This is a genomic window from Streptomyces sp. CA-179760 (assembly GCF_050937045.1).
In the GTDB taxonomy this organism is placed as follows: domain Bacteria; phylum Actinomycetota; class Actinomycetes; order Streptomycetales; family Streptomycetaceae; genus Streptomyces.
The window spans coordinates 3,771,197-3,791,262 of record NZ_JBNJLZ010000001.1 but is presented as its reverse complement, the minus strand read 5'-3'; the positions used below and the strand labels follow the sequence as shown (position 1 = coordinate 3,791,262).

The following is a 20,066-nucleotide window of genomic DNA, read 5'->3' as shown; positions in this document are numbered from 1 at the left end:
CACGTCAGAAGGGGGCCCGGTGGCCGCTCAGGCTCAGCAGGAAACCGCGCTCGAAGACTCCCTGAGAGACCGCGAGATCAGCGTCGAACAGGAACACCTCGACCGGGTGTACCGACGCCTCGAGGAGAAGATCCACGAGGCCGAGTTCCTCATGAACGACGCGGCCCAGCGCGGCCAGGTCGGCACGCCCGGCGCACTCGCCGAGCGGGACGCGCAGGTCTTCCGGGCCGGCGTCCACCTCAACCGGCTCAACAACGAGTTCGAGGACTTCCTCTTCGGCCGTATCGACCTGCTGACCGGCAAGGACGGCAAGAAGGGCCCCGACGGCGCGTACACAGCCGTGGAGCCCGCCGAGGGCGCCGTCCGTGCGGACGACACCGCCGACATCGCCGAGACCCTGCACATCGGCCGCATCGGAGTCCTCGACCAGGACTACACCCCGCTGGTCATCGACTGGCGGGCCCCGGCCGCCGCCCCCTTCTACCGCTCCACCCCCGTCGACCCCGGCCGTGTCGTCCGGCGCCGCGTCATCCGCTCCAAGGGCCGCAAGGTGCTCGGCGTCGAGGACGACCTGATGCGTCCCGAGCTGACGGCCTTCCTCGACGGCGACGAGCTGCCCGTCATCGGAGACGGCGCCCTGATGGCCGCTCTCGGCCAGGCCCGCAGCCACACCATGCGCGACATCGTCGCCTCCATCCAGGCCGAACAGGACCTGGTCATCCGCGCCCCCGCCGCCTCCGTGACCTACGTCGAGGGCGGCCCCGGCACCGGCAAGACCGCCGTAGCACTGCACCGCGCGGCCTACCTCCTCTACCAGGACCGGCGCCGGTACGCGGGCGGCATCCTGATCGTCTCCCCGACCCCGCTGCTCGTCGCCTACACCGAAGGCGTGCTGCCCTCCCTCGGCGAGGAGGGCCAGGTCGCCATCCGCGCCATCGGCTCACTCGTCGAGGGCAGCGAGGCCACGCTCTACGACGCCCCGTCGGTGGCCCGCGCCAAGGGCTCGTACCGCATGCTCAAGGTGCTGCGGAAGGCCGCCCGCGGCGCCCTGGAGCTGAACGACACGCCGACCCGGCTGCGCGTGGTCGCCTTCGGCCGCCGACTGGAGCTGGAGGCTCGGGAGCTGGAAGGCATCCGGCGCGCCGCCCTCGGGGGCACCGCCCCCGTCAACCTGCTGCGCCCGCGCGCCCGCAAGCTGCTCCTGGACGCACTGTGGGCGCAGTCCGGCTCGGCCGGCCGCCACAGCGATCCGGAGCTGGCCGCCGAGCTGCGCTCCTCCTTCGACGAGGACATCACCTCCGAGGACGCCTTCATCGCCTTCCTCGACGCCTGGTGGCCGGAGCTGACCCCGGCGGCCGTCCTGGACGCCATGACCGACGAGCGGCGCCTCGGCCGCTGGGCCCGGCGGATCCTCAACCCCGGCGAGGTCCGCAAGGTCGCCCGCTCCCTCAAGCGCGACGGCCGCTCCGTGCACGACATCGCCCTGCTCGACGAGCTCCAGGCCGTCCTCGGCGCCCCCGCCCGCCCCCGGAAGAAGCGCGAGCTCGACCCGCTGGACCAGCTGACCGGCCTGGAGGAGCTGATGCCGGTGCGCGAGGAGTCCCAGCGCGAGCGGGCCGAGCGACTCGCCCAGGAGCGCACCGAGTACGCGCACGTCATCGTCGACGAGGCGCAGGACCTCACCCCGATGCAGTGGCGCATGGTCGGCCGCCGCGGCCGGCACGCCACCTGGACGGTCGTCGGCGACCCGGCCCAGTCCTCCTGGTCCGATCCGGACGAGGCCGCCGAGGCCCGCGACGAGGCCCTCGGTACCCGCCCGCGCCGCCGCTTCGAGCTCACCGTGAACTACCGCAACCCGGCCGAGATCGCCGAGCTGGCCTCGAAGGTGCTGGCCCTGGCCATGCCCGGCTCCGAGTCCCCGCGGGCTGTCCGCTCCACCGGCGTCGAGCCCCGCTTCACGGTCGTCGAGGACAGCCTCGGCGAATCGGTCCGCGAGGAGGCGGCCCGGCTGCTGGAGCGCGTCGACGGCACGGTCGGCGTGGTCGTCGCCATGCAGCGCCGCGCGGAGGCCCGGCGCTGGCTCGCCGGGCTCGGAGACCGGGTCGTGGCACTCGGCAGCCTGGAGGCGAAGGGCCTGGAGTACGACGCGACGATCGTCGTCTCCCCGGCGGAGATCGCCGACGAGTCCCCGGCCGGACTGCGTGTGCTCTACGTCGCGCTGACCCGGGCCACCCAGCAGCTCACGGTCGTCTCGGCGGAGCGGGACGAGCCCGACGCGGCGGGAGTCCCGGACCTGCTGAGGGACTGATCCGGGCCCCGTGCCGCGGGCCCCTTGAGGGACCGCGGCCGGATACCCACTTGTCGGTGAAATGAACTCCCGGTACGGGAATGGCCTTACGGGATCTGTTTGTTAGCCTGGATGTGGCACCGGCCCGATCCAAGCCCCCGGGCCCAACCTTCGTCGCTACGAGCGACCACTTGCCGCGAGGCGAGCATGGCGGGCCGGTGCCACTTGGCTCTCACCGAAGGAATTGCGCAGAGACCCACGTCGGACGTGACGTGGGTCTCTTTTTGCTGGCCCGTTCCGCGAACAAAAAGTTCGCAATCGGAGGCGGCTACCAGCTACCCAGCGGTAGGTGCGACTATCGGACGGCACAACTCAGCGTCAGGTGAAAGCAGAGGAAGTCGGCCATGGCAACGGCGCCCAGCGTCTCCTACTCGATGACGGTCCGGCTGGAGGTGCCCGCGAGCGGAACCGCCGTCTCGCAGCTCACCACCGCCGTGGAGTCCTCCGGAGGCTCGGTGACCGGCCTCGACGTCACCGCGTCCGGTCACGAGAAGCTCCGCATCGACGTCACCATCGCGGCCTCGTCGACCGCGCACGCGGACGAGATCGTCGAGGAACTCCGCGGCATCGAGGGCGTCACGCTGGGCAAGGTCTCGGACCGGACCTTCCTCATGCACCTCGGTGGCAAGATCGAGATGGCGTCGAAGCACCCCATCCGCAACCGCGACGACCTGTCCATGGTCTACACGCCGGGCGTGGCCCGCGTCTGCATGGCGATCGCCGAGAACCCCGAGGACGCCCGCCGCCTCACCATCAAGCGCAACTCCGTTGCGGTCGTGACGGACGGCTCCGCCGTGCTGGGCCTGGGCAACATCGGCCCGAAGGCCGCGCTGCCCGTCATGGAGGGCAAGGCGGCCCTCTTCAAGCGGTTCGCCGGCATCGACGCCTGGCCGATCTGCCTCGACACCCAGGACAGCGACGCGATCGTCGAGATCGTCAAGGCCATCGCCCCGGGCTTCGCCGGCATCAACCTCGAGGACATCTCCGCCCCCCGCTGCTTCGAGATCGAGGCCCGGCTGCGCGAGGCCCTCGACATCCCCGTCTTCCACGACGACCAGCACGGCACCGCGATCGTCGTCCTCGCCGCGCTGACCAACGCACTTCGCGTCACGGGCAAGGCGATCGAGAACATCCGCGTCGTCATGTCCGGCGCGGGCGCGGCCGGTACGGCCATTCTGAAGCTGCTGCTCGCCGCGGGCGTCAAGAACGCCGTCGTCGCCGACATCCACGGCGTGGTGCACGCGGGCCGTGAGGACCTGGTGGACGCCGCCCCGGACTCCGCGCTGCGCTGGATCGCCGACAACACCAACCCCGAGGGCCTCACCGGCACGCTCAAGGAGGCCGTGCGCGGCGCCGACGTCTTCATCGGCGTCTCGGCCCCGAACGTCCTCGACGGCGACGACGTGGCCGCCATGGCCGACGGTGCCATCGTGTTCGCTCTCGCGAACCCGGACCCCGAGGTCGACCCGGCAATCGCCCGCCAGACCGCGGCCGTTGTCGCGACCGGCCGCTCCGACTTCCCGAACCAGATCAACAACGTGCTGGTCTTCCCGGGTGTCTTCCGCGGTCTGCTGGACGCCCAGTCGCGCACGGTCAACACCGAGATGATGCTGGCCGCCGCGACCGCCCTCGCGGACGTGGTGACCGAGGACGAGATCAACCCGAACTACATCATCCCGAGCGTCTTCAACGACAAGGTCGCGGGCGCGGTCGCCGGGGCGGTCCGGGAGGCGGCCAAGGCGGCGGGGGCGTCCGCCCTCTGACTGTGAGTATCCCCACGGACGCCCGGAAAACGGCGCGTCGCAGGACCTCTGTGAGCAGCGGAGCCCTATCGTGGCGGCCAGGCTCAGGCCCTCTTTTCGTGTGACTCCCGAAGGGTGTACTCACGACTCGTGCGGGTGCCGGATTGGCTTTCCCGCCGCAGGTAGGGGCAGGATGCGTCTCTGGGCGCGAGGGTCTGACGACGGACCCGGTCCGGGGACTCACGGAGGACCCTGGCAGCATCGGCTTCGATCTGACGCCTCAACGGCAAGATGAACACGGGAGTAACAACATGAACCGCAGTGAGCTGGTGGCCGCGCTGGCCGACCGCGCCGAGGTGACCCGCAAGGACGCCGACGCCGTGCTGGCCGCGTTCGCCGAGGTCGTCGGCGACATCGTCTCCAAGGGCGACGAGAAGGTCACGATCCCCGGCTTCCTGACCTTCGAGCGCACCCACCGTGCCGCTCGCACCGCCCGCAACCCGCAGACCGGCGAGCCCATCCAGATCCCGGCCGGCTACAGCGTGAAGGTCTCCGCGGGCTCGAAGCTCAAGGAATCCGCCAAGGGTAAGTAATCCTGCTCTTCGTACGCCCCGGACGGCGTACGAGGCACAGTGACACCAAAGGGGCGGCCACTCGGTTCGGGTGGCCGCCCCTTTGGCATCAGTGCGCGTGCTGTCCGGCTGTGCTTGCCCGGGGGACGCCCCCGGACCCCGGCCGGGTGGGCGTGGTGTCCCGGGCGGGCAGCCGAGCGCTGTGTTCGCGCGTACGAGACCGACGCCCCGGGGTGATGCCCCCGGGGCGTCGGTCGGGCGGGCTTGAGGCCCGCGTGGGTTCAGCGTGGGGTCAGCCCAGTGCCTTGCCGGGGAGCTCGACCTTCGCGCCCAGCTCCATCAGCTTCTCCATGAAGTTCTCGTAGCCGCGGTTGATGAGGCCGATGCCGTGGACCCGGGACGTGCCCTGGGCGGCGAGGGCCGCGATGAGGTACGAGAAGCCGCCGCGGAGGTCAGGGATGACCAGGTCGGCGCCCTGGAGCTTGGTCGGGCCCGAGACGACGGCCGAGTGGAGGAAGTTGCGCTGGCCGAAGCGGCAGTCGGAGCCGCCCAGGCACTCGCGGTAGAGCTGGATGTGCGCGCCCATCTGGTTCAGGGCGGACGTGAAGCCGAGGCGGGACTCGTAGACCGTCTCGTGGACGATGGACAGGCCCGTGGCCTGGGTCAGGGCCACCACCAGCGGCTGCTGCCAGTCGGTCTGGAAGCCGGGGTGGACGTCCGTCTCCAGCGCGATGGACTTGAGCTGCCCGCCGGGGTGCCAGAAGCGGATGCCCTCGTCGTCGATCTCGAAGGCCCCGCCCACCTTCCGGAAGGTGTTCAGGAACGTCATCATCGAGCGCTGCTGCGCGCCCCGGACGTAGACGTTGCCCTCGGTCGCCAGCGCCGCCGACGCCCAGGACGCGGCCTCCAGCCGGTCCGACAGGGCGTGGTGGGTGTAGCCGCCGAGCTTGTCCACACCGGTGATGCGGATCGTCCGGTCGGTGTCCATCGCGATGATCGCGCCCATTTTCTGCAGAACGCAGATCAGGTCCTCGATCTCCGGCTCGACGGCCGCGTTGGACAGCTCCGTGGTGCCCTCCGCGAGGACCGCCGTCAGCAGCACCTGCTCGGTCGCGCCGACGGACGGGTACGGCAGCCGGATCTTCGTACCGCGCAGCCGCTGGGGCGCCTCCAGGTACTGCCCGTCGTCCCGCTTCTCGATGGTCGCGCCGAACTGCCGCAGCACGTCGAAGTGGAAGTCGATGGGCCGGCCGCCGATGTCGCAGCCGCCGAGGCCGGGGATGAAGGCGTGGCCGAGGCGGTGCAGCAGCGGGCCGCAGAACAGGATCGGGATGCGGCTCGAACCGGCGTGGGCATCGATGTCAGCGACGTTGGCGCTCTCCACGCGCGTCGGGTCCATCACCAGTTCGCCGGGTTCGTCCCCCGGGCGGACCGTCACACCGTGCAGCTGCAGCAGACCCCGCACGACCCGTACGTCACGGATGTCCGGAACATTGCGCAGCCGGCTCGGAGCGCTGCCCAGCAGCGCCGCCACCATGGCCTTCGGTACGAGGTTCTTCGCACCGCGGACACGGATCTCGCCCTCCAGCGGGGTTCCGCCGTGGACAAGCAGTACGTCTTCAGTGCCGTTGACGGTCATGAATCTCGCGTTCCGTGGAGTCGGGCAGGGGTCAGAAGGGAAAGGGTAATCGCCCTCCACCCCCCTTCTGTAAGCCTCAGTCAGACCCAGACACGTCATAGCTCTGTCACAACACGAACCGTTCCGTGCCGGGCACATGGGGTCACGGTCATGTTCGTGCGCGTGGAACGCATCGGTGCGCCCGCCCGTCTCCCGTCACCGCCCTCAACCGAGGCCTTACCAGGCCACATCTTTGATTCATGGCCGCATGCCCTCGCGTCCCCCCATTGCCTCCCCACACGGAGGGAAGATGCGGGATCATGTCTGCCATGACCGAGGTGTCCTCGCTCACAGGGCGGTTGCTCGTGGCCACCCCCGCCCTGGCGGACCCGAACTTCGACCGCGCGGTGGTGCTGCTCCTCGACCACGACGAGGAGGGCTCGCTCGGTGTCGTCCTCAACCGCCCCACCCCGGTGGACGTGAACGACATCCTGGAGGGCTGGGGAGACCTCGCCGGCGAGCCCGGCGTCGTCTTCCAGGGTGGTCCGGTCTCGCTGGACTCGGCCCTCGGGGTCGCGGTCGTCCCCGGCGGCGCGTCCGGGGAGGCCGGCCCGCTGGGCTGGCGCCGGGTGCGCGGCGCGATCGGCCTGGTCGACCTGGAGGCCCCGCCGCAGCTGCTGGCCTCCGCCCTCGGCTCGCTGCGGATCTTCGCCGGATACGCCGGCTGGGGCCCGGGTCAGCTGGAGGACGAGCTGGTGGACGGCGCGTGGTACGTCGTGGAGTCGGAGCCCGGCGATGTCTCGTCCCCGTGTCCCGAGCGGCTCTGGCGCGAGGTCCTGCGCCGCCAGCGGGGCGAGCTGGCGATGGTGGCGACGTACCCGGACGACCCTTCGCTCAACTGATGCGTGTGAGCTTCAGTACCCTTGGGCCTATGAGCACTCTCGAGCCCGAGCGCGGGACTGGTACGGGGACCCTCGTAGAGCCGACGCCGCAGACCTCGCACGGTGACGGTGACCACGAGCGCTTCGCCCATTACGTCCAGAAGGACAAGATCATGGCGAGCGCCCTCGACGGCACTCCCGTCGTGGCGCTGTGCGGCAAGGTGTGGGTGCCGGGCCGCGACCCGAAGAAGTACCCCGTGTGTCCCATGTGCAAGGAGATCTACGAGTCCATGGGCTCCGGCGACGACGATGGCAAGGGCGACAAGTAGCGTCCGGCCCGTGCTGACGTAAGGCCTCCAGGGTGCGTTTTGCGTGCCCTGGGGGCTTTTGTGCTGTCCGGGCGTTGCATGGGACGCGTCGGCCGGTCACAGAGTGGTTGAGACCTCTTGTGGTCGTGTTCATGAAGTCCCTAGCCTCCGATGTGTTGTGCACAGCGAAACCTTCATTGCGCATGTTGCAACACTTCCTCGGAGGAGCACTTCATGAAGCTGTCCGTCCGTTTTGCCGGGGTCACGGCGGTCGCCGCCCTGCTGGCCACCGCCTGCGCGCCCCAGACCTCCGGTAACTCCTCCTCCGACAAGGACGAGAAGACCGGCGCGCTGCGTGTCTGGCTCTTCCAGGAGGTCGGCAACACCCCCAAGGAGAAGGTCGTCGACTCGGTCGTCGCCGACTTCGAGAAGGCCCACAAGGGCACCAAGGTCAACGTCGAGTACATCCCGATCGAGACCCGCGCCCAGCGCGTCAAGGCCGCCTTCAACGACCCCGCCTCGGCTCCGGACGTCATGGAGTACGGCAACACCGACACGGCCGGCTATGTGAAGGACGGCGGACTCCTCGACGTCACGGAGGACTTCGGCGACTGGAGCGAGGCGAAGGACACCGACCCGACCGCGAAACAGTCGGTGACGGTGAACGGCAAGATGTACGGCGCCCCGTTCTACGTCGGCGTCCGCGCCCTGTACTACCGCACGGACGTCTTCGAGGAGCTGGGGCTGAAGCCCCCGAAGACGATGGACGAACTGGCCTCCACCGCCCGGGCGATCCGCGCCGCGAAGCCCGACCTCTACGGGCTCGTCGTCGGCGGTGCCTACACCTACGGCGCGATGCCGTTCGTCTGGGCCAACGACGGTGAACTCGCCAACGGCAAGGGCGGTTCGTACGCCTCCGGCCTCGACAGTCCTGAGGCCCAGAAGGGCATCAAGGCGTACACGTCCCTCTTCGGTGACGACAACTGTCCGGCCGCCAAGTGCGCGGGCATGGGCGGCAACGACACGATCTCCGCCTTCGCCGCCGGGAAGGCCGGGATGGCGATCGGCGGCGACTTCAGCCACACCGCCGTCGAGGCCGGGAAGGTCAAGGGCAAGTACGCCGTCGTCCCGCTGCCGGGTGTGAAGTCCGGCTCGATCGCGCCCGCCTTCGCCGGTGGCAACAACATCGGCGTCCTGAAGAGCACCACGCACCGCACGCTCGCCGTCGAACTGATGGAACAGCTGGCCTCGAAGAAGACGCAGACCGAACTCTTCGGCGCGATGGGCTTCCTGCCGACCTTCACGGACGTACGGCAGCAGGTCGCGACCGAAGAGCCGTTCGTGAAGCCCTTCGTGCAGACGCTCTCGGCCGGCACCAAGTTCGTCCCCGCCTCACCCGCCTGGGCCCAGATCGACTCCTCGCTCGTCCTCCCGACGATGTTCCAGGAGGTCATCGCGGGCAAGAAGGACGTCCCCGCCGCCTCCGGGGACGCCGCCAAGAAGATGAACACCGCGTTCGTCTCCGCCGGGTGAGCCGGATGAACGACCGCGGAGAATCGGCGCGGGCCGAATTGGCGGGGGCCGACTCGGCTGACGCCGGCCCGGTGGGGAGCGGCTCCGTCGGGGCTCACCCGGCCAGGGCCGGCGTGGCGGGGAGCGACTCCGGTCAGCGCGGCTCGGCAGAGGCCGGGCCGGTCGGGGCCCAGCGCGGCCCGGTGGCCCCCGCAGGCGCGTCGGCCTCGGCGAGGGAAGGCCTTCCACCCGTGCGTAAGTCATCCGACGCCCGCGTCCCTCGTGCCGAGCGGCCGGCCCCGCGCCGGGGCGGCCCGGGCAGGTCGGCGCTCCGCTCAGGCGGATGGACGCCCTGGCTGTATCTCGCGCCCGCGCTCGTCGTACTCGGCGGGCTGCTCGTCTACCCCATCTATCAACTCGGCCTGATCTCGTTCTTCGAGTACACCCAGGCCCAGGTCAGCGGCGGCGAACCGACCACGTTCCAGGGGTTCGGGAACTACGCCGAGCTGTTCGGGGACCCGCAGTTCTGGCAGGTGCTGCTCGCCACCGTGCTGTTCGCGGCGGCCTGCGTCGTCTCCACACTCGCGGTCGGCTGCGCCCTCGCCGTGCTCCTCACCCGCGTGCGGGCCCTGCCGCGGCTCGCGCTGATGCTGGCCGCGCTGGGCGCGTGGGCGACCCCGGCCGTCACCGGCTCCACGGTGTGGCTGTTCCTCTTCGACCCGGACTTCGGCCCGGTCAACCGGATGCTGGGACTCGGCGACCACTCATGGACGTACGGGCGTCTGAGCGCCTTCTTCCTCGTCCTGCTCGAAGTGGTGTGGTGCTCCTTCCCGTTCGTGATGGTGACCGTGTACGCCGGTATCCGCGCCGTACCCTCCGAGGTGCTGGAGGCAGCCGCCCTGGACGGCGCCTCGCAGTGGCGTATCTGGCGCTCCGTACTCGCCCCGATGCTCCGGCCGATCCTGGTCGTCGTCACCATCCAGTCGGTCATCTGGGACTTCAAGGTCTTCACCCAGATCTACGTCATGACGAACGGCGGCGGCATCGCGGGCCAGAACCTGGTCCTGAACGTCTACGCCTACCAGCAGGCGTTCGCGTCCTCGCAGTACAGCCTCGGCTCGGCGATCGGCGTCATGATGCTGCTGATCCTGCTCGCCGTCACGCTGGTGTACCTGCGGCTGCTGCGCCGGCAGGGAGAGGAACTGTGAATCTTCTACGCGCCCGTGTCCGTCGCCCTGGGCGGCTGGCCGCCGAGGCCTCGGCCCTGCTGATCGCGGTCGTCGTCGCCTTCCCCCTCTACTGGATGGTGCTCAGCGCTTTCAAACCGGCCGGGGAGATCGAGTCGAGCGAGCCCCGGCCATGGACTCTCGCACCCTCCCTGGATTCCTTCCGGCGCGTCTTCGGGCAGCAGGAATTCGGCCGGTACTTCCTCAACAGCCTCGTCGTCGCGAGCTGTGTCGTGATCGCCTCCGCGCTGATCGCGTTTCTCGCCGCGACCGCCGTGACACGATTCCGCTTCCGCCTGAGGACCACCCTGCTGATCATGTTTCTGGTGGCCCAGATGGTGCCCGTGGAAGCCCTCACGATCCCCCTCTTCTTCCTCATGCGGGACTTCGGCCAGCTGAACACGCTCGGTTCGCTGATCCTGCCCCACATCGCCTTCTCGCTGCCCTTCGCGATCTGGATGCTGCGGGGGTTCGTGAAAGGCGTTCCGGAGGCGCTGGAGGAGGCCGCGTACATCGACGGGGCGAGCCGGGCGCGATTCCTCTGGCAGATCCTTTTCCCCCTCGTCCTGCCGGGCCTCGTGGCCACCAGCGTGTTTTCGTTCATCTCCGCCTGGAACGACTTCCTCTTCGCCAAGTCGTTCATCATCAGTGACACTTCCCAGTCGACGCTGCCCATGGCGCTGCTGGTCTTCTACAAGCCCGACGACCCGGACTGGGGCGGCGTCATGGCCGCCTCCACGGTGATGACGATCCCGGTCCTGGTCTTCTTCGTACTCGTGCAGCGGCGGCTCGTGTCGGGGCTGGGCGGGGCGGTAAAGGACTGACGTGACCGATCTGATTCCGGCACCCCGCGGCGTCGTCACCGGCTCCGGCGCGGTGCGGCTGACAGCGCACTCCCGGCTCGACGCCGGCACCGGGACGGAGGGCGTCGGCCACTGGCTGCGCACCGCCCTGGGGCAGGCCACCGGCCTGCCCCTCCACGATGGACGCGAACCCGGCGACGACGGCATCGGGCTCCGGCTCGACTCCGGCCTCGGCCCCGAGGAGTACCGCCTCGTCAGCGACTGCGACGGCGTCCTCATCGAGGGCGGCGGCGCGGCCGGCGTCTTCTGGGGCGCCCAGACGCTGCGGCAGCTCCTCGGCCCCGACGCGTACCGCAGGGCGCCGCTCGGCCGCGACCGCGTCTGGGCCGTGCCGCACATCACCATCGAGGACGCGCCCCGGTTCCGCTGGCGGGGCCTGATGCTCGACGTCGCCCGGCACTTCATGCCCAAGGAAGGCGTCCTGCGCTACCTCGATCTGATGGCGGCGCACAAACTCAACGTCTTCCACTTCCATCTGACGGACGACCAGGGCTGGCGCATCGAGATCGAGCGGCATCCACGGCTGACGGAGATCGGCTCCTGGCGGGCCCGTACGAAAACCGGCCACCGTGCCTCACCGCTGTGGGAGGAGAAGCCGCACGGCGGCCACTACACCCGGGACGACATCCGGGAGATCGTCGCCTACGCCGCCGAGCGGCATATCACCGTCGTCCCCGAAATCGACGTACCCGGCCACTCGCAGGCCGCCATCGCCGCGTACCCGGAACTCGGCAACACCGACGTCATCGACACCACCGCCCTCTCCGTCTGGGACACCTGGGGAATCAACCCGAACGTACTCGCCCCCACTGACAACACCCTGCGCTTCTACGAGGGCGTCTTCGAGGAAGTCCTCGAGCTGTTCCCGTCGGAGTTCGTCCACATCGGCGGCGACGAATGCCCCAAGGACCAGTGGCGGCGGTCGGAAACCGCCCAGGCGCGCATCAGGGAACTCGGGCTCGCGGACGAGGACGAGCTCCAGTCCTGGTTCGTCGGGCACTTCGACGCGTGGCTCTCAGCGCGCGGGCGCCGGCTGATCGGCTGGGACGAGATCCTGGAGGGCGGGCTGGCGAAGGGCGCGGCCGTGTCCTCCTGGCGCGGCTACGCCGGAGGCATCGCCGCCGCCCGGGCCGGCCACGACGTCGTCATGTGCCCCGAGCAGCAGGTGTATCTGGACCACCGTCAGGACCCGGGCCCCGAGGAGCCGGTACCGATCGGGTGGGTGCGCACCCTGGAGGACGTCTACCGGTTCGAGCCCGTGCCGCCGGAGCTGACGCCCGAGGAGGCCCGGCACGTGCTGGGCGCCCAGGCCAACCTGTGGACCGAGGTGATGGAGGACCACGCGCGCGTGGACTACCAGGCGTTCCCGAGGCTCGCGGCCTTCGCCGAGGTCGCCTGGAGCGCCCTGCCCGCCCCGGCGGAACGGGACTTCGCCGGCTTCGAGCACCGGATGACCGCCCACTACCGGCGACTCGACGCCCTGGGCGTCGCCTACCGGCCTCCCGCCGGACCGCAGCCCTGGCAGCGGCGCCCGGGGGTGCTGGGGCGCCCGATCGACGGTCCGCCGCCCAATCGCTAGTACCTGCTCGTAGTACCTGCTCGCCGCTACCGAACAGCTCGAACAGGCCACGGAAAATGCGCACAAGGGTCACCGAAAGTGCCAATCGGCATGCACTGGTGAACCCGTGAGAAAACGGACCATCTCCCCGATGAGGTGGGCGAATGCCTCCTAGCGGACCCGTGTCTTCGGCTCTCGCCAAGATGTGCCAGAGTTGCCACGTCCGCCCTGTCAGCACGTACCGTACGGCAGCACAGGTGGGACCAGGTGGGGCAGCGGGAAGGGGCAGCCGGTTTGACCACGCACGCACCGCAGGCGGCGCAGGCCGTCACGCTGCCCACAACGTTGGACGAGGCCGTGGCGGCACTCACCGCCGTGCCCGCCGCCGTGCCCGTCGCGGGCGGCACCGACCTGATGGCCTCCGTCAACTCCGGGCAGCTCAGGCCCGCCGCTCTGGTGGGGCTCGGCCGCATCAGCGAGATCCGCGGCTGGCAGTACCAGGACGGTCACGCGCTGCTCGGCGCCGGCCTCACCCACGCGCGTATGGGACGCCCCGACTTCGCGGCCCTGATCCCGGCGCTCGCCGCCGCCGCGCGCGCCGCGGGCCCGCCGCACATCCGCAACGCGGGCACCCTGGGCGGCAACATCGCCTCCGCCGCCCCCACCGGTGACGCGCTGCCGGTCCTGGCCGCCCTGGAGGCGACACTGATCATCGCGGGCCCGGGCGGAGCCCGCCGCGAGATCCCGGTGTCGCACCTGCTGGCCGGGATGGACATGCTGCGCGCCGGCGAACTCATCGGCTACGTGCGCGTGCCGCTGCTGCACGCCCCGCAGGTCTTCCTGAAGGCGACCGGCCGCACCGGCCCCGGGCGCGCGGTGGCGTCCGTGGCCCTGGTGCTGGACCCCGCCCGCCGGGGTGTGCGCTGCGCGGTGGGCGCCATAGCGCCGATGGCGCTGCGGCCCCTCGAAGCCGAGGAGTGGGTGGGCCGGCTCATCGACTGGGACAACAACCGCGCGATCGTGCCCGAGGCGCTGAACGCCTTCGGCGAGTACGTCGCCGCGGCCTGCATCCCCGACGCGGCCCCGGCCGAGGACGGCTCCGTACCGCAGCTTCCGCCCGCCGTAATGCACCTGCGGCGCACCGTCGCCGCGCTGGCCCGACGAGCACTGGGGAGGGCGCTGTCGTGACCGACGACCAGCACGGACGGGGCACCCCCCCGGGCGGCAGTCGCTGGGACCCGCTGCCCCAGGGCGAGTACGACGACGGCGCCACCGCCTTCGTCGAGCTCCCCGAGGGCGGCATCGACGCCCTGCTGGCCGCCGACAGTCCCCTCGCCGCGCCGGGCCACGGCTACGTACCGCCGCAGATAGCGGTCGACCCCGCCACCACCGCCGGAACCGACCCGGCCGCCACGGCCGCGTGGCCGGTGCCCGGAGCGCCCGTCGACGGCGCCCAGTGGCACGACCCGCACGCGGCACACCAGCAGCAGGGCCACGAGCAGCACGGCCACGAGGTCGCGGAGCAGCCCTACGGAGCCGACACCACCTACGGCTCCGGCGCCCCGTACGGCTCCGACACTCCCTACCGCTCGGACGCGCCCTACGCCTCCGGTGCGCCGTACGGATCCGACGCCGGGGCGGGGCAGCACGGCGGGGACGACCGGTTCACGTACAACCCGGGAGCCACCGGGCAGTGGAACTTCGAGGAGGCCGCGGCGGCGGAGCCCGCGCCCGGCCATGACGTGACCGGGCAGTGGTCCATCCCCGTCGCCGGGGGCGACCTTCCGGACGAGTCGGGCGAGTTCACCACCTCCTCGCTGGTCGAGCAGTGGGGCGGCGGCAACCCGCCGGCCACGCTCCCGGGCGGCGCGCCCGCGCCGTGGGCGACACAGGCCGCCGGCGAGCCGTGGGGGCAGCAGGCCCCGCAGGACGGTCCCGGGCAGGAGCAGGCCGGGCCGGGCTACCCGCAGGACCACGAGCACGGCCACGGGCCGCAGGATCTCGCCGGAGCGCCCTCCGCGTACGCGCCGGACCGAAGCGCGCACGCCCCGGAGCAGCCCTCTCCCGGACCACTGCCGCAGGAGACGCACCCGACGTCGTCCAGCGGCCACCCGCCTCACCCCGAGGGGTTCGGCCATGCGCCGGAGCTGTCCGGCTTCGCCGATCACGGGGTCGACCACGGCGCCGATCAGGCAGCGCAGTCGTCCGACGTACCCGGCCACGCACCGGAACCGTCCGGCCCCGCCGGACACCCGGACGACCACCCCGCGCCCTCCGGCCCCTCCGATCCCGCCCAGCCCTACGAGGTACACGCCGAACCCGCGGAACCCACCCCGCCCCCGGAGGCCGTCCAGGACGCCTCACAGGCCGCTCCCGGCACCGGTGAGGCCGACGGGCCCGCCGAGGACGCCCCGGGCGCCGCAGAGGGCGCTGACAGCCCCGCCGAGGCCGTCGCCGTGCCCCTCCCCGCCATGGCGGACGCCGACCCGGACGCCGGACCGGAGGCCGCCGACGGCGAGTCCCCTGACGACGCGGCACCGGAGACCCCCTCCGGCGCCCCGGACGACGCGGCCTCCGAACCCCAGGACGCGCCCGCCCTCCCGCAGGAGGAACACCCCCTCGCCTCCTTCGTCCTGCGCGTCAACAGCACCGACCGCCCCGTCACCGACGCGTGGATCGGCGAGTCCCTGCTGTACGTGCTGCGCGAGCGGCTCGGGCTCGCCGGCGCCAAGGACGGCTGCTCGCAGGGCGAGTGCGGGGCGTGCAACGTCCAGGTCGACGGGCGGCTCGTCGCGTCCTGCCTGGTCCCCGCCGTGACCGCCGCCGGCAGCGAGGTCCGCACCGTGGAGGGCCTGGCCGAGGACGGGCAGCCCTCCGACGTGCAGCGGGCGCTCGCGCGCTGCGGCGCCGTGCAGTGCGGCTTCTGCGTACCGGGCATGGCGATGACCGTGCACGACCTCCTGGAGGGCAACCCGGCGCCCACCGAGCTGGAGACCCGCCAGGCGCTCTGCGGCAACCTGTGCCGCTGCTCCGGTTACCGGGGCGTGGTCGACGCTGTGCAGGACGTCGTCGCCGAACGCGAGACACACGCCGGGCCCGCCGCGGGCGACACCGACGAGGCCCGTATCCCGCGCCAGGCCGGCCCGGGTGCCGGCGGCGTCCACCCGTCGGCCTTCGGATCGCCCCCGGACGCGCACGGCCAGGACGCGCATGCCCCGGACCCGCATTCCCCTGACGCGCACGACCAGCCGTACGGCCAGGACGGAGGCCCCGCGTGAGCAACGAATCGGCCACCGCGCAGGCCTCCGAGGGCACCCCCGCCCCCGAGTCGCTGCCGCACGGCCTCGGCGTGTCCCTCCCGGCCGCGGACGCCCGCGCCAAGACGGAGGGCACCTTCCCCTACGCCGCCGACCTGTGGGCCGAGGGACTGCTGTGGGCGGCCGTGCTGCGCTCACCGCACCCGCACGCGCGCATCGTGTCGATCGACACCTCCCACGCGCGCGAGATGCCCGGCGTACGCGCCGTCGTCACCCACGAGGACATCCCCGGCAGCCCGTTCCACGGCCGCCGCACGGCCGACCGCCCCGTCTTCGCCTCCGAGGTCGTACGCCACCACGGCGAGCCCATCGCCGCCGTCGCCGCCGACCACCCGGACACCGCGCGCATGGCCGCCGCCGCCGTCATCGTCGAGTACGAGGTGCTCGACCCGGTGACCGACCCGGAGCAGGCCTTCGAGGCCGAGCCCCTGCACCCCGACGGCAACCTGATCCGGCACATCCCGCTGCACCACGGCGACCCGGACGCGGCCGGCGAGATCGTCGTCGAGGGCCTGTACCGCATCGGCCGCCAGGACCCCGCGCCCATCGGCGCCGAGGCGGGGCTGGCCGTACCGCGCCCGGACGGCGGCGTGGAGCTGTACCTCGCCTCCACCGACCCGCACGCCGACCGTGACGCGGCCGCCGCCGCCTTCGGTCTGGAGCCCGAGCGCGTCAAGGTCGTCGTCACCGGAGTCCCCGGCGCCACGGCCGACCGCGAGGACCAGGGCTTCCAGCTCCCGCTCGGCCTGCTGGCGCTGCGGACCGGCTGCCCGGTGAAGCTCACGGCCACGCGCGAGGAGTCGTTCCTCGGCCACGCCCACCGGCACCCCACCCTCCTGCGCTACCGCCACCACGCGGACGCCGAGGGCATGCTCGTGAAGGTCGAGGCGCAGATCCTGCTCGACGCGGGCGCCTACGCCGACAGCTCCGCCGAGGCCCTCGCCGCCGCCGTCGGCTTCGCCTGCGGCCCGTACGTCGTCCCGAACGCCTTCATCGAGGGCTGGGCCGTACGCACCAACAACCCCCCGTCGGGCCACGTACGCGGCGAAGGGGCCATGCAGGTCTGCGCCGCCTACGAGGCGCAGATGGACAAGATCGCCAAGAAGCTCGGCATCGACCCGGCCGAGGTGCGGCTGCGCAACGCCATGGCCACGGGCGACGTACTCCCGACCGGCCAGACGGTGACGTGCCCGGCCCCGGTCGCCGAACTGCTCCAGGCTGTACGGGACTTCCCGCTGCCGCCGCTGCCCAAGGACACCCCCGAGGACGAGTGGCTGCTGCCCGGCGGCCCCGAGGGCGCGGGCGAACCGGGCGCGGTGCGCCGGGGCGTGGGCTACGGCCTGGGCATGGTGCACATGCTGGGGGCGGAGGGCGCGGACGAGGTCTCCACGGCGACCGTCAAGGTCCAGGACGGTGTCGCGACGGTCCTGTGCGCGGCCGTCGAGACCGGCCAGGGCTTCACGACCCTGGCCCGGCAGATCGTCCAGGAGACCCTCGGCGTCGACGAGGTGCACGTGGCGCCGGTCGACACCGACCAGCCCACGGCGGGCGCGGCCTGTCACGGCCGGCACACCTGGGTGTCGGGCGGTGCGGTGGAGCGCGCGGCAAAGATGGTCCGTACGCAGCTCCTCCAGCCGCTCGCCCACAAGTTCGGCATGTCCACGGAGTTGCTCCAGATCAACGACGGCAAGATCACCTCATACGACGGAGTCCTCTCGACGACCGTCACCGAGGCACTGGACGGCAAGGAACTCTGGGCCACCGCCCAGTGCCGCCCGCACCCGACCGAGCCGCTGGACGAGGCCGGGCAGGGCGACGCCTTCGTGGGCATGTCCTTCTGCGCGATCCGCGCGGTGGTGGACGTCGACATCGAGATCGGTTCCGTACGGGTCGTGGAACTGGCCGTCGCCCAGGACGTCGGGCGGGTCCTGAACCCGGCCCAGCTGGCCGCCCGCATCGAGGCGGGCGTCACGCAGGGCGTGGGCATCGCGCTGACCGAGAACCTGCGCACCCCGCGCGGCCTGATCCGCCACCCCGACCTGACCGGCTACGCACTCCCGACGGCCCTCGACGCGCCGGACATCCGCATCGTCCGGCTGGTCGAGGAACGGGACGTGATCGCCCCCTTCGGCGCGAAGGCGGTCAGCGCGGTGCCGGTGGTGACGTCCCCGGCGGCCGTCGCGTCCGCCGTACGGGCCGCCACGGGCCGCCCCGTGAACCGCCTGCCGATCCGCCCGCAGGCCGCGGTGGTCACGGAACGGTCCTGATGTCGGCCCTGACGGGGGTCGTCCTCGTCACGGGTGTCATGGCGGCCGGCAAGTCGACGGTCGCGCAGGCGCTGGCGGAAGCTTTGCCGAGGGCGGCGCACGTGCGCGGTGACGCCTTCCGGCGCATGATCGTGTCCGGCCGTGAGGAGTACGTCCCCGGCGCCGGGGACGAGGCGCGGTCCCAGCTCCTCCTGCGCCACCGCCTGTCGGCGGCGACGGCGGACGCGTATGCCGAGGCCGGTTTCACGGCGGTCGTCCAGGACGTGGTGCTCGGCCCGGACCTGGAGACGTACATCGGTCTCGTCCGCACACGCCCCCTGCACGTGGTCGTTCTGGCGCCGCACCCCGAGACTGTCGCGCGGCGGGAGACGGAGCGGCCGAAGGCGGGATACGGCGCGGGCTGGACCGTCGAGTCGCTGGACGAGGCGCTGCACTCGGGGACGCCGCGGATCGGACTGTGGCTGGACACGTCGGAGCTGACGGTGGGACAGACGGTTGAGGCGATCCTGGCGGAAAGGGAACGCACGAGGGTCGCTTGAGCGTCTGGTTAGGAGAGGCCGCTGTCGTCCCGGGCGTTGTCAGTGGTGGGGCGTAGTGTTCTGGGCAGTGGGGGACGGCTGCCGGCGCCTGGCCGGGCGGTCTGCCGTGCTCCGCCTGGGGACGCTGAGCAAGCACATGCGGGGGAGCCCATGAGTACGACCGACGCCGGTTCCGCGGTGATCACCCTGACCGAGTCCGAGCTGGACCCGTGGGTGACGCACGCGTCGACGCGGCACTGGCTGACCGGCCCCGGACTGCCCTGCGAGAACGGCGTGCTGAGCTTCGCGGAGCTGAGCCGTGAGGGCCTGCGCACGGTCGCGGACTCGACGGGCGACCCGGAGGACCGGCTGTCGGCGGAGCTGCGCGAGCAGTTGGTGATAGGCGGACTGCTCGGCCCCGGGGGCCTGGAGACGGAGTCGGTCCTGCTGGACGGCGCGACGGGCGAGATCTCGACGACGTCCTTCCTTCACGACCGCCCCGACCTGATGGACCGCCGCCCCCTGGCCCCCTCGCTGCGCACCCTGGTCCGCTTCGCCGAGGCGACCGACGAACTGGCGGGCCTGCGCGGCCAGTTCGCCTCCTACGCGGGCCGCTACGGCCCGAAGGCGGTGGCGCAGGCGTCCCAGCACCTCCTCGCCGTCTTCCGGGACGGCACGGACGGCGAGCCGGCCCCCTTCTGGAGGATGGCGGCCCTCATCCGCCCCCTCTCCCTGGTCGCGGGCCGCGGCGGCGCCTCCGGCCTCTCCCTAGACCTCCCGCACCGCCTGCTGGACCAGGAGTTCGGCCCCGGCAAGACGGCCCGCTTCGAGGACGTCGACTTCCCCGCGACCCTCACCCACGAACCGACCCGCCGCTTCCTCCGCGAGGTGGGCCTGCCCGAGGACGCCCATGTCTTCTCCCTGGACACGGACGTCCCCCTGGCGACACTCGCCGAGTACTACGCCGACTGCGACGCCCCGGCACAACTCCCTCCGCACGCCCACCGGCTGATACGGCTCGGCCACCTCATCGAGGACAACAGCCTCGTCGTCGACGGCGAGACCGGAGCCGTCCTGAACTGGAGCGAGCCCGCCGCGACCCTGCACCCCCTCAACACCGACGTCTCCACCCTTGCCTTCACCCTCTGGCTCCTCCACCGCGAACGCGCCATCGACTCCCACTCGGACCACGAGCTGACGACCGACACGTACGACCAGCTGGCCATGACGATGCTCCAGGTCTTGTCGTCGGTGGACCCTACGGGGGTCATGGCGGGGGATCGGGGCGGCATTACTGGACGGAAGCGTTCCAGGACGAGGCGGGTGGGGTGTTGTAG

At 71.7% G+C, this 20,066-nt stretch carries 14 protein-coding genes and 1 pseudogene; 14 read left to right on the top strand and 1 reads right to left on the bottom strand.

Going from position 1 to position 20,066, the window contains the following annotated elements; genetic code table 11:
- Positions 1-19 precede the first annotated feature (19 nt).
- From ACQEV8_RS16915 to ACQEV8_RS16905, 3 genes are all read left to right on the top strand, one after another.
- Positions 20-2,308 (top strand): HelD family protein, encoded by a 2,289-nt coding sequence (locus tag ACQEV8_RS16915; RefSeq protein ID WP_432960990.1) that lies wholly within the window; start codon positions 20-22, stop codon positions 2,306-2,308.
- Positions 2,309-2,691: 383 nt separating this feature from the next.
- The gene (locus ACQEV8_RS16910) at positions 2,692-4,110 is read left to right on the top strand and encodes an NAD-dependent malic enzyme (RefSeq protein ID WP_432960988.1); all 1,419 of its coding nucleotides are present in this window, start codon (positions 2,692-2,694) and stop codon (positions 4,108-4,110) included.
- A 290-nt stretch (positions 4,111-4,400) separates the two neighbouring features.
- Positions 4,401-4,682 (top strand): HU family DNA-binding protein, encoded by a 282-nt coding sequence (locus ACQEV8_RS16905; protein WP_215121071.1) that lies wholly within the window; start codon positions 4,401-4,403, stop codon positions 4,680-4,682.
- Between the two features lie 271 nt (positions 4,683-4,953).
- Here ACQEV8_RS16905 and murA read toward each other — a convergent pair whose 3' ends face one another.
- Complete coding sequence (gene murA, locus ACQEV8_RS16900) at positions 4,954-6,300, bottom strand: UDP-N-acetylglucosamine 1-carboxyvinyltransferase (RefSeq protein ID WP_432960986.1); 1,347 nt, start codon at positions 6,298-6,300, stop codon at positions 4,954-4,956.
- A gap of 308 nt (positions 6,301-6,608) precedes the next feature.
- Between murA and ACQEV8_RS16895 the strand changes: the two genes are divergently transcribed.
- The 11 genes and pseudogenes from ACQEV8_RS16895 (at position 6,609) to ACQEV8_RS16845 (ending at position 20,066) form a co-directional block, all read left to right on the top strand.
- Complete coding sequence (locus tag ACQEV8_RS16895) at positions 6,609-7,181, top strand: YqgE/AlgH family protein (protein ID WP_432972739.1); 573 nt, start codon at positions 6,609-6,611, stop codon at positions 7,179-7,181.
- A 29-nt stretch (positions 7,182-7,210) separates the two neighbouring features.
- Positions 7,211-7,489, top strand: a complete 279-nt coding sequence (locus tag ACQEV8_RS16890) for a DUF3039 domain-containing protein (protein ID WP_432960984.1) — start codon at positions 7,211-7,213, stop codon at positions 7,487-7,489.
- A gap of 213 nt (positions 7,490-7,702) precedes the next feature.
- Positions 7,703-9,001, top strand: a complete 1,299-nt coding sequence (locus tag ACQEV8_RS16885) for an extracellular solute-binding protein (protein WP_432960982.1) — start codon at positions 7,703-7,705, stop codon at positions 8,999-9,001.
- A 230-nt stretch (positions 9,002-9,231) separates the two neighbouring features.
- Positions 9,232-10,188, top strand: a complete 957-nt coding sequence (locus ACQEV8_RS16880) for a carbohydrate ABC transporter permease (protein ID WP_432960980.1) — start codon at positions 9,232-9,234, stop codon at positions 10,186-10,188.
- Complete coding sequence (locus ACQEV8_RS16875; RefSeq protein ID WP_193478365.1) at positions 10,185-11,030, top strand: carbohydrate ABC transporter permease; 846 nt, start codon at positions 10,185-10,187, stop codon at positions 11,028-11,030. The genes ACQEV8_RS16880 and ACQEV8_RS16875 overlap by 4 nt, the downstream gene beginning before the upstream one ends.
- A gap of 1 nt (position 11,031) precedes the next feature.
- Complete coding sequence (locus tag ACQEV8_RS16870; protein ID WP_432960977.1) at positions 11,032-12,648, top strand: beta-N-acetylhexosaminidase; 1,617 nt, start codon at positions 11,032-11,034, stop codon at positions 12,646-12,648.
- 273 nt (positions 12,649-12,921) lie between these two features.
- A complete protein-coding gene (locus ACQEV8_RS16865; protein WP_432960975.1) occupies positions 12,922-13,815 on the top strand; it encodes an FAD binding domain-containing protein in 894 nt (297 codons plus the stop codon).
- A complete protein-coding gene (locus ACQEV8_RS16860) occupies positions 13,812-15,905 on the top strand; it encodes a 2Fe-2S iron-sulfur cluster-binding protein (protein WP_432960973.1) in 2,094 nt (697 codons plus the stop codon). Before ACQEV8_RS16865 ends, ACQEV8_RS16860 begins: the two co-directional genes overlap by 4 nt.
- Positions 15,902-18,211: a xanthine dehydrogenase family protein molybdopterin-binding subunit gene (locus ACQEV8_RS16855; RefSeq protein WP_432960971.1), complete on the top strand. Its 2,310-nt coding sequence runs from the start codon at positions 15,902-15,904 to the stop codon at positions 18,209-18,211. Before ACQEV8_RS16860 ends, ACQEV8_RS16855 begins: the two co-directional genes overlap by 4 nt.
- Complete coding sequence (locus ACQEV8_RS16850; protein ID WP_432960969.1) at positions 18,211-18,750, top strand: AAA family ATPase; 540 nt, start codon at positions 18,211-18,213, stop codon at positions 18,748-18,750. Before ACQEV8_RS16855 ends, ACQEV8_RS16850 begins: the two co-directional genes overlap by 1 nt.
- Positions 18,751-18,900: 150 nt before the next feature.
- Positions 18,901-20,066: pseudogene (locus ACQEV8_RS16845) on the top strand (SUKH-4 family immunity protein).

Excerpts from the sequence above, each read along its gene's own strand:
- ACQEV8_RS16910 (WP_432960988.1), top strand. The coding sequence starts at position 2,692 with ATGGCAACGGCGCCCAGCGTCTCCTACTCGATGACGGTCCGGCTGGAG.
- ACQEV8_RS16905 (WP_215121071.1), top strand. The coding sequence starts at position 4,401 with ATGAACCGCAGTGAGCTGGTGGCCGCGCTGGCCGACCGCGCCGAGGTG.
- murA (WP_432960986.1), bottom strand. The coding sequence starts at position 6,300 with ATGACCGTCAACGGCACTGAAGACGTACTGCTTGTCCACGGCGGAACC.
- ACQEV8_RS16895 (WP_432972739.1), top strand. The coding sequence starts at position 6,609 with ATGACCGAGGTGTCCTCGCTCACAGGGCGGTTGCTCGTGGCCACCCCC.
- ACQEV8_RS16890 (WP_432960984.1), top strand. The coding sequence starts at position 7,211 with ATGAGCACTCTCGAGCCCGAGCGCGGGACTGGTACGGGGACCCTCGTA.
- ACQEV8_RS16885 (WP_432960982.1), top strand. The coding sequence starts at position 7,703 with ATGAAGCTGTCCGTCCGTTTTGCCGGGGTCACGGCGGTCGCCGCCCTG.
- ACQEV8_RS16850 (WP_432960969.1), top strand. The coding sequence starts at position 18,211 with ATGTCGGCCCTGACGGGGGTCGTCCTCGTCACGGGTGTCATGGCGGCC.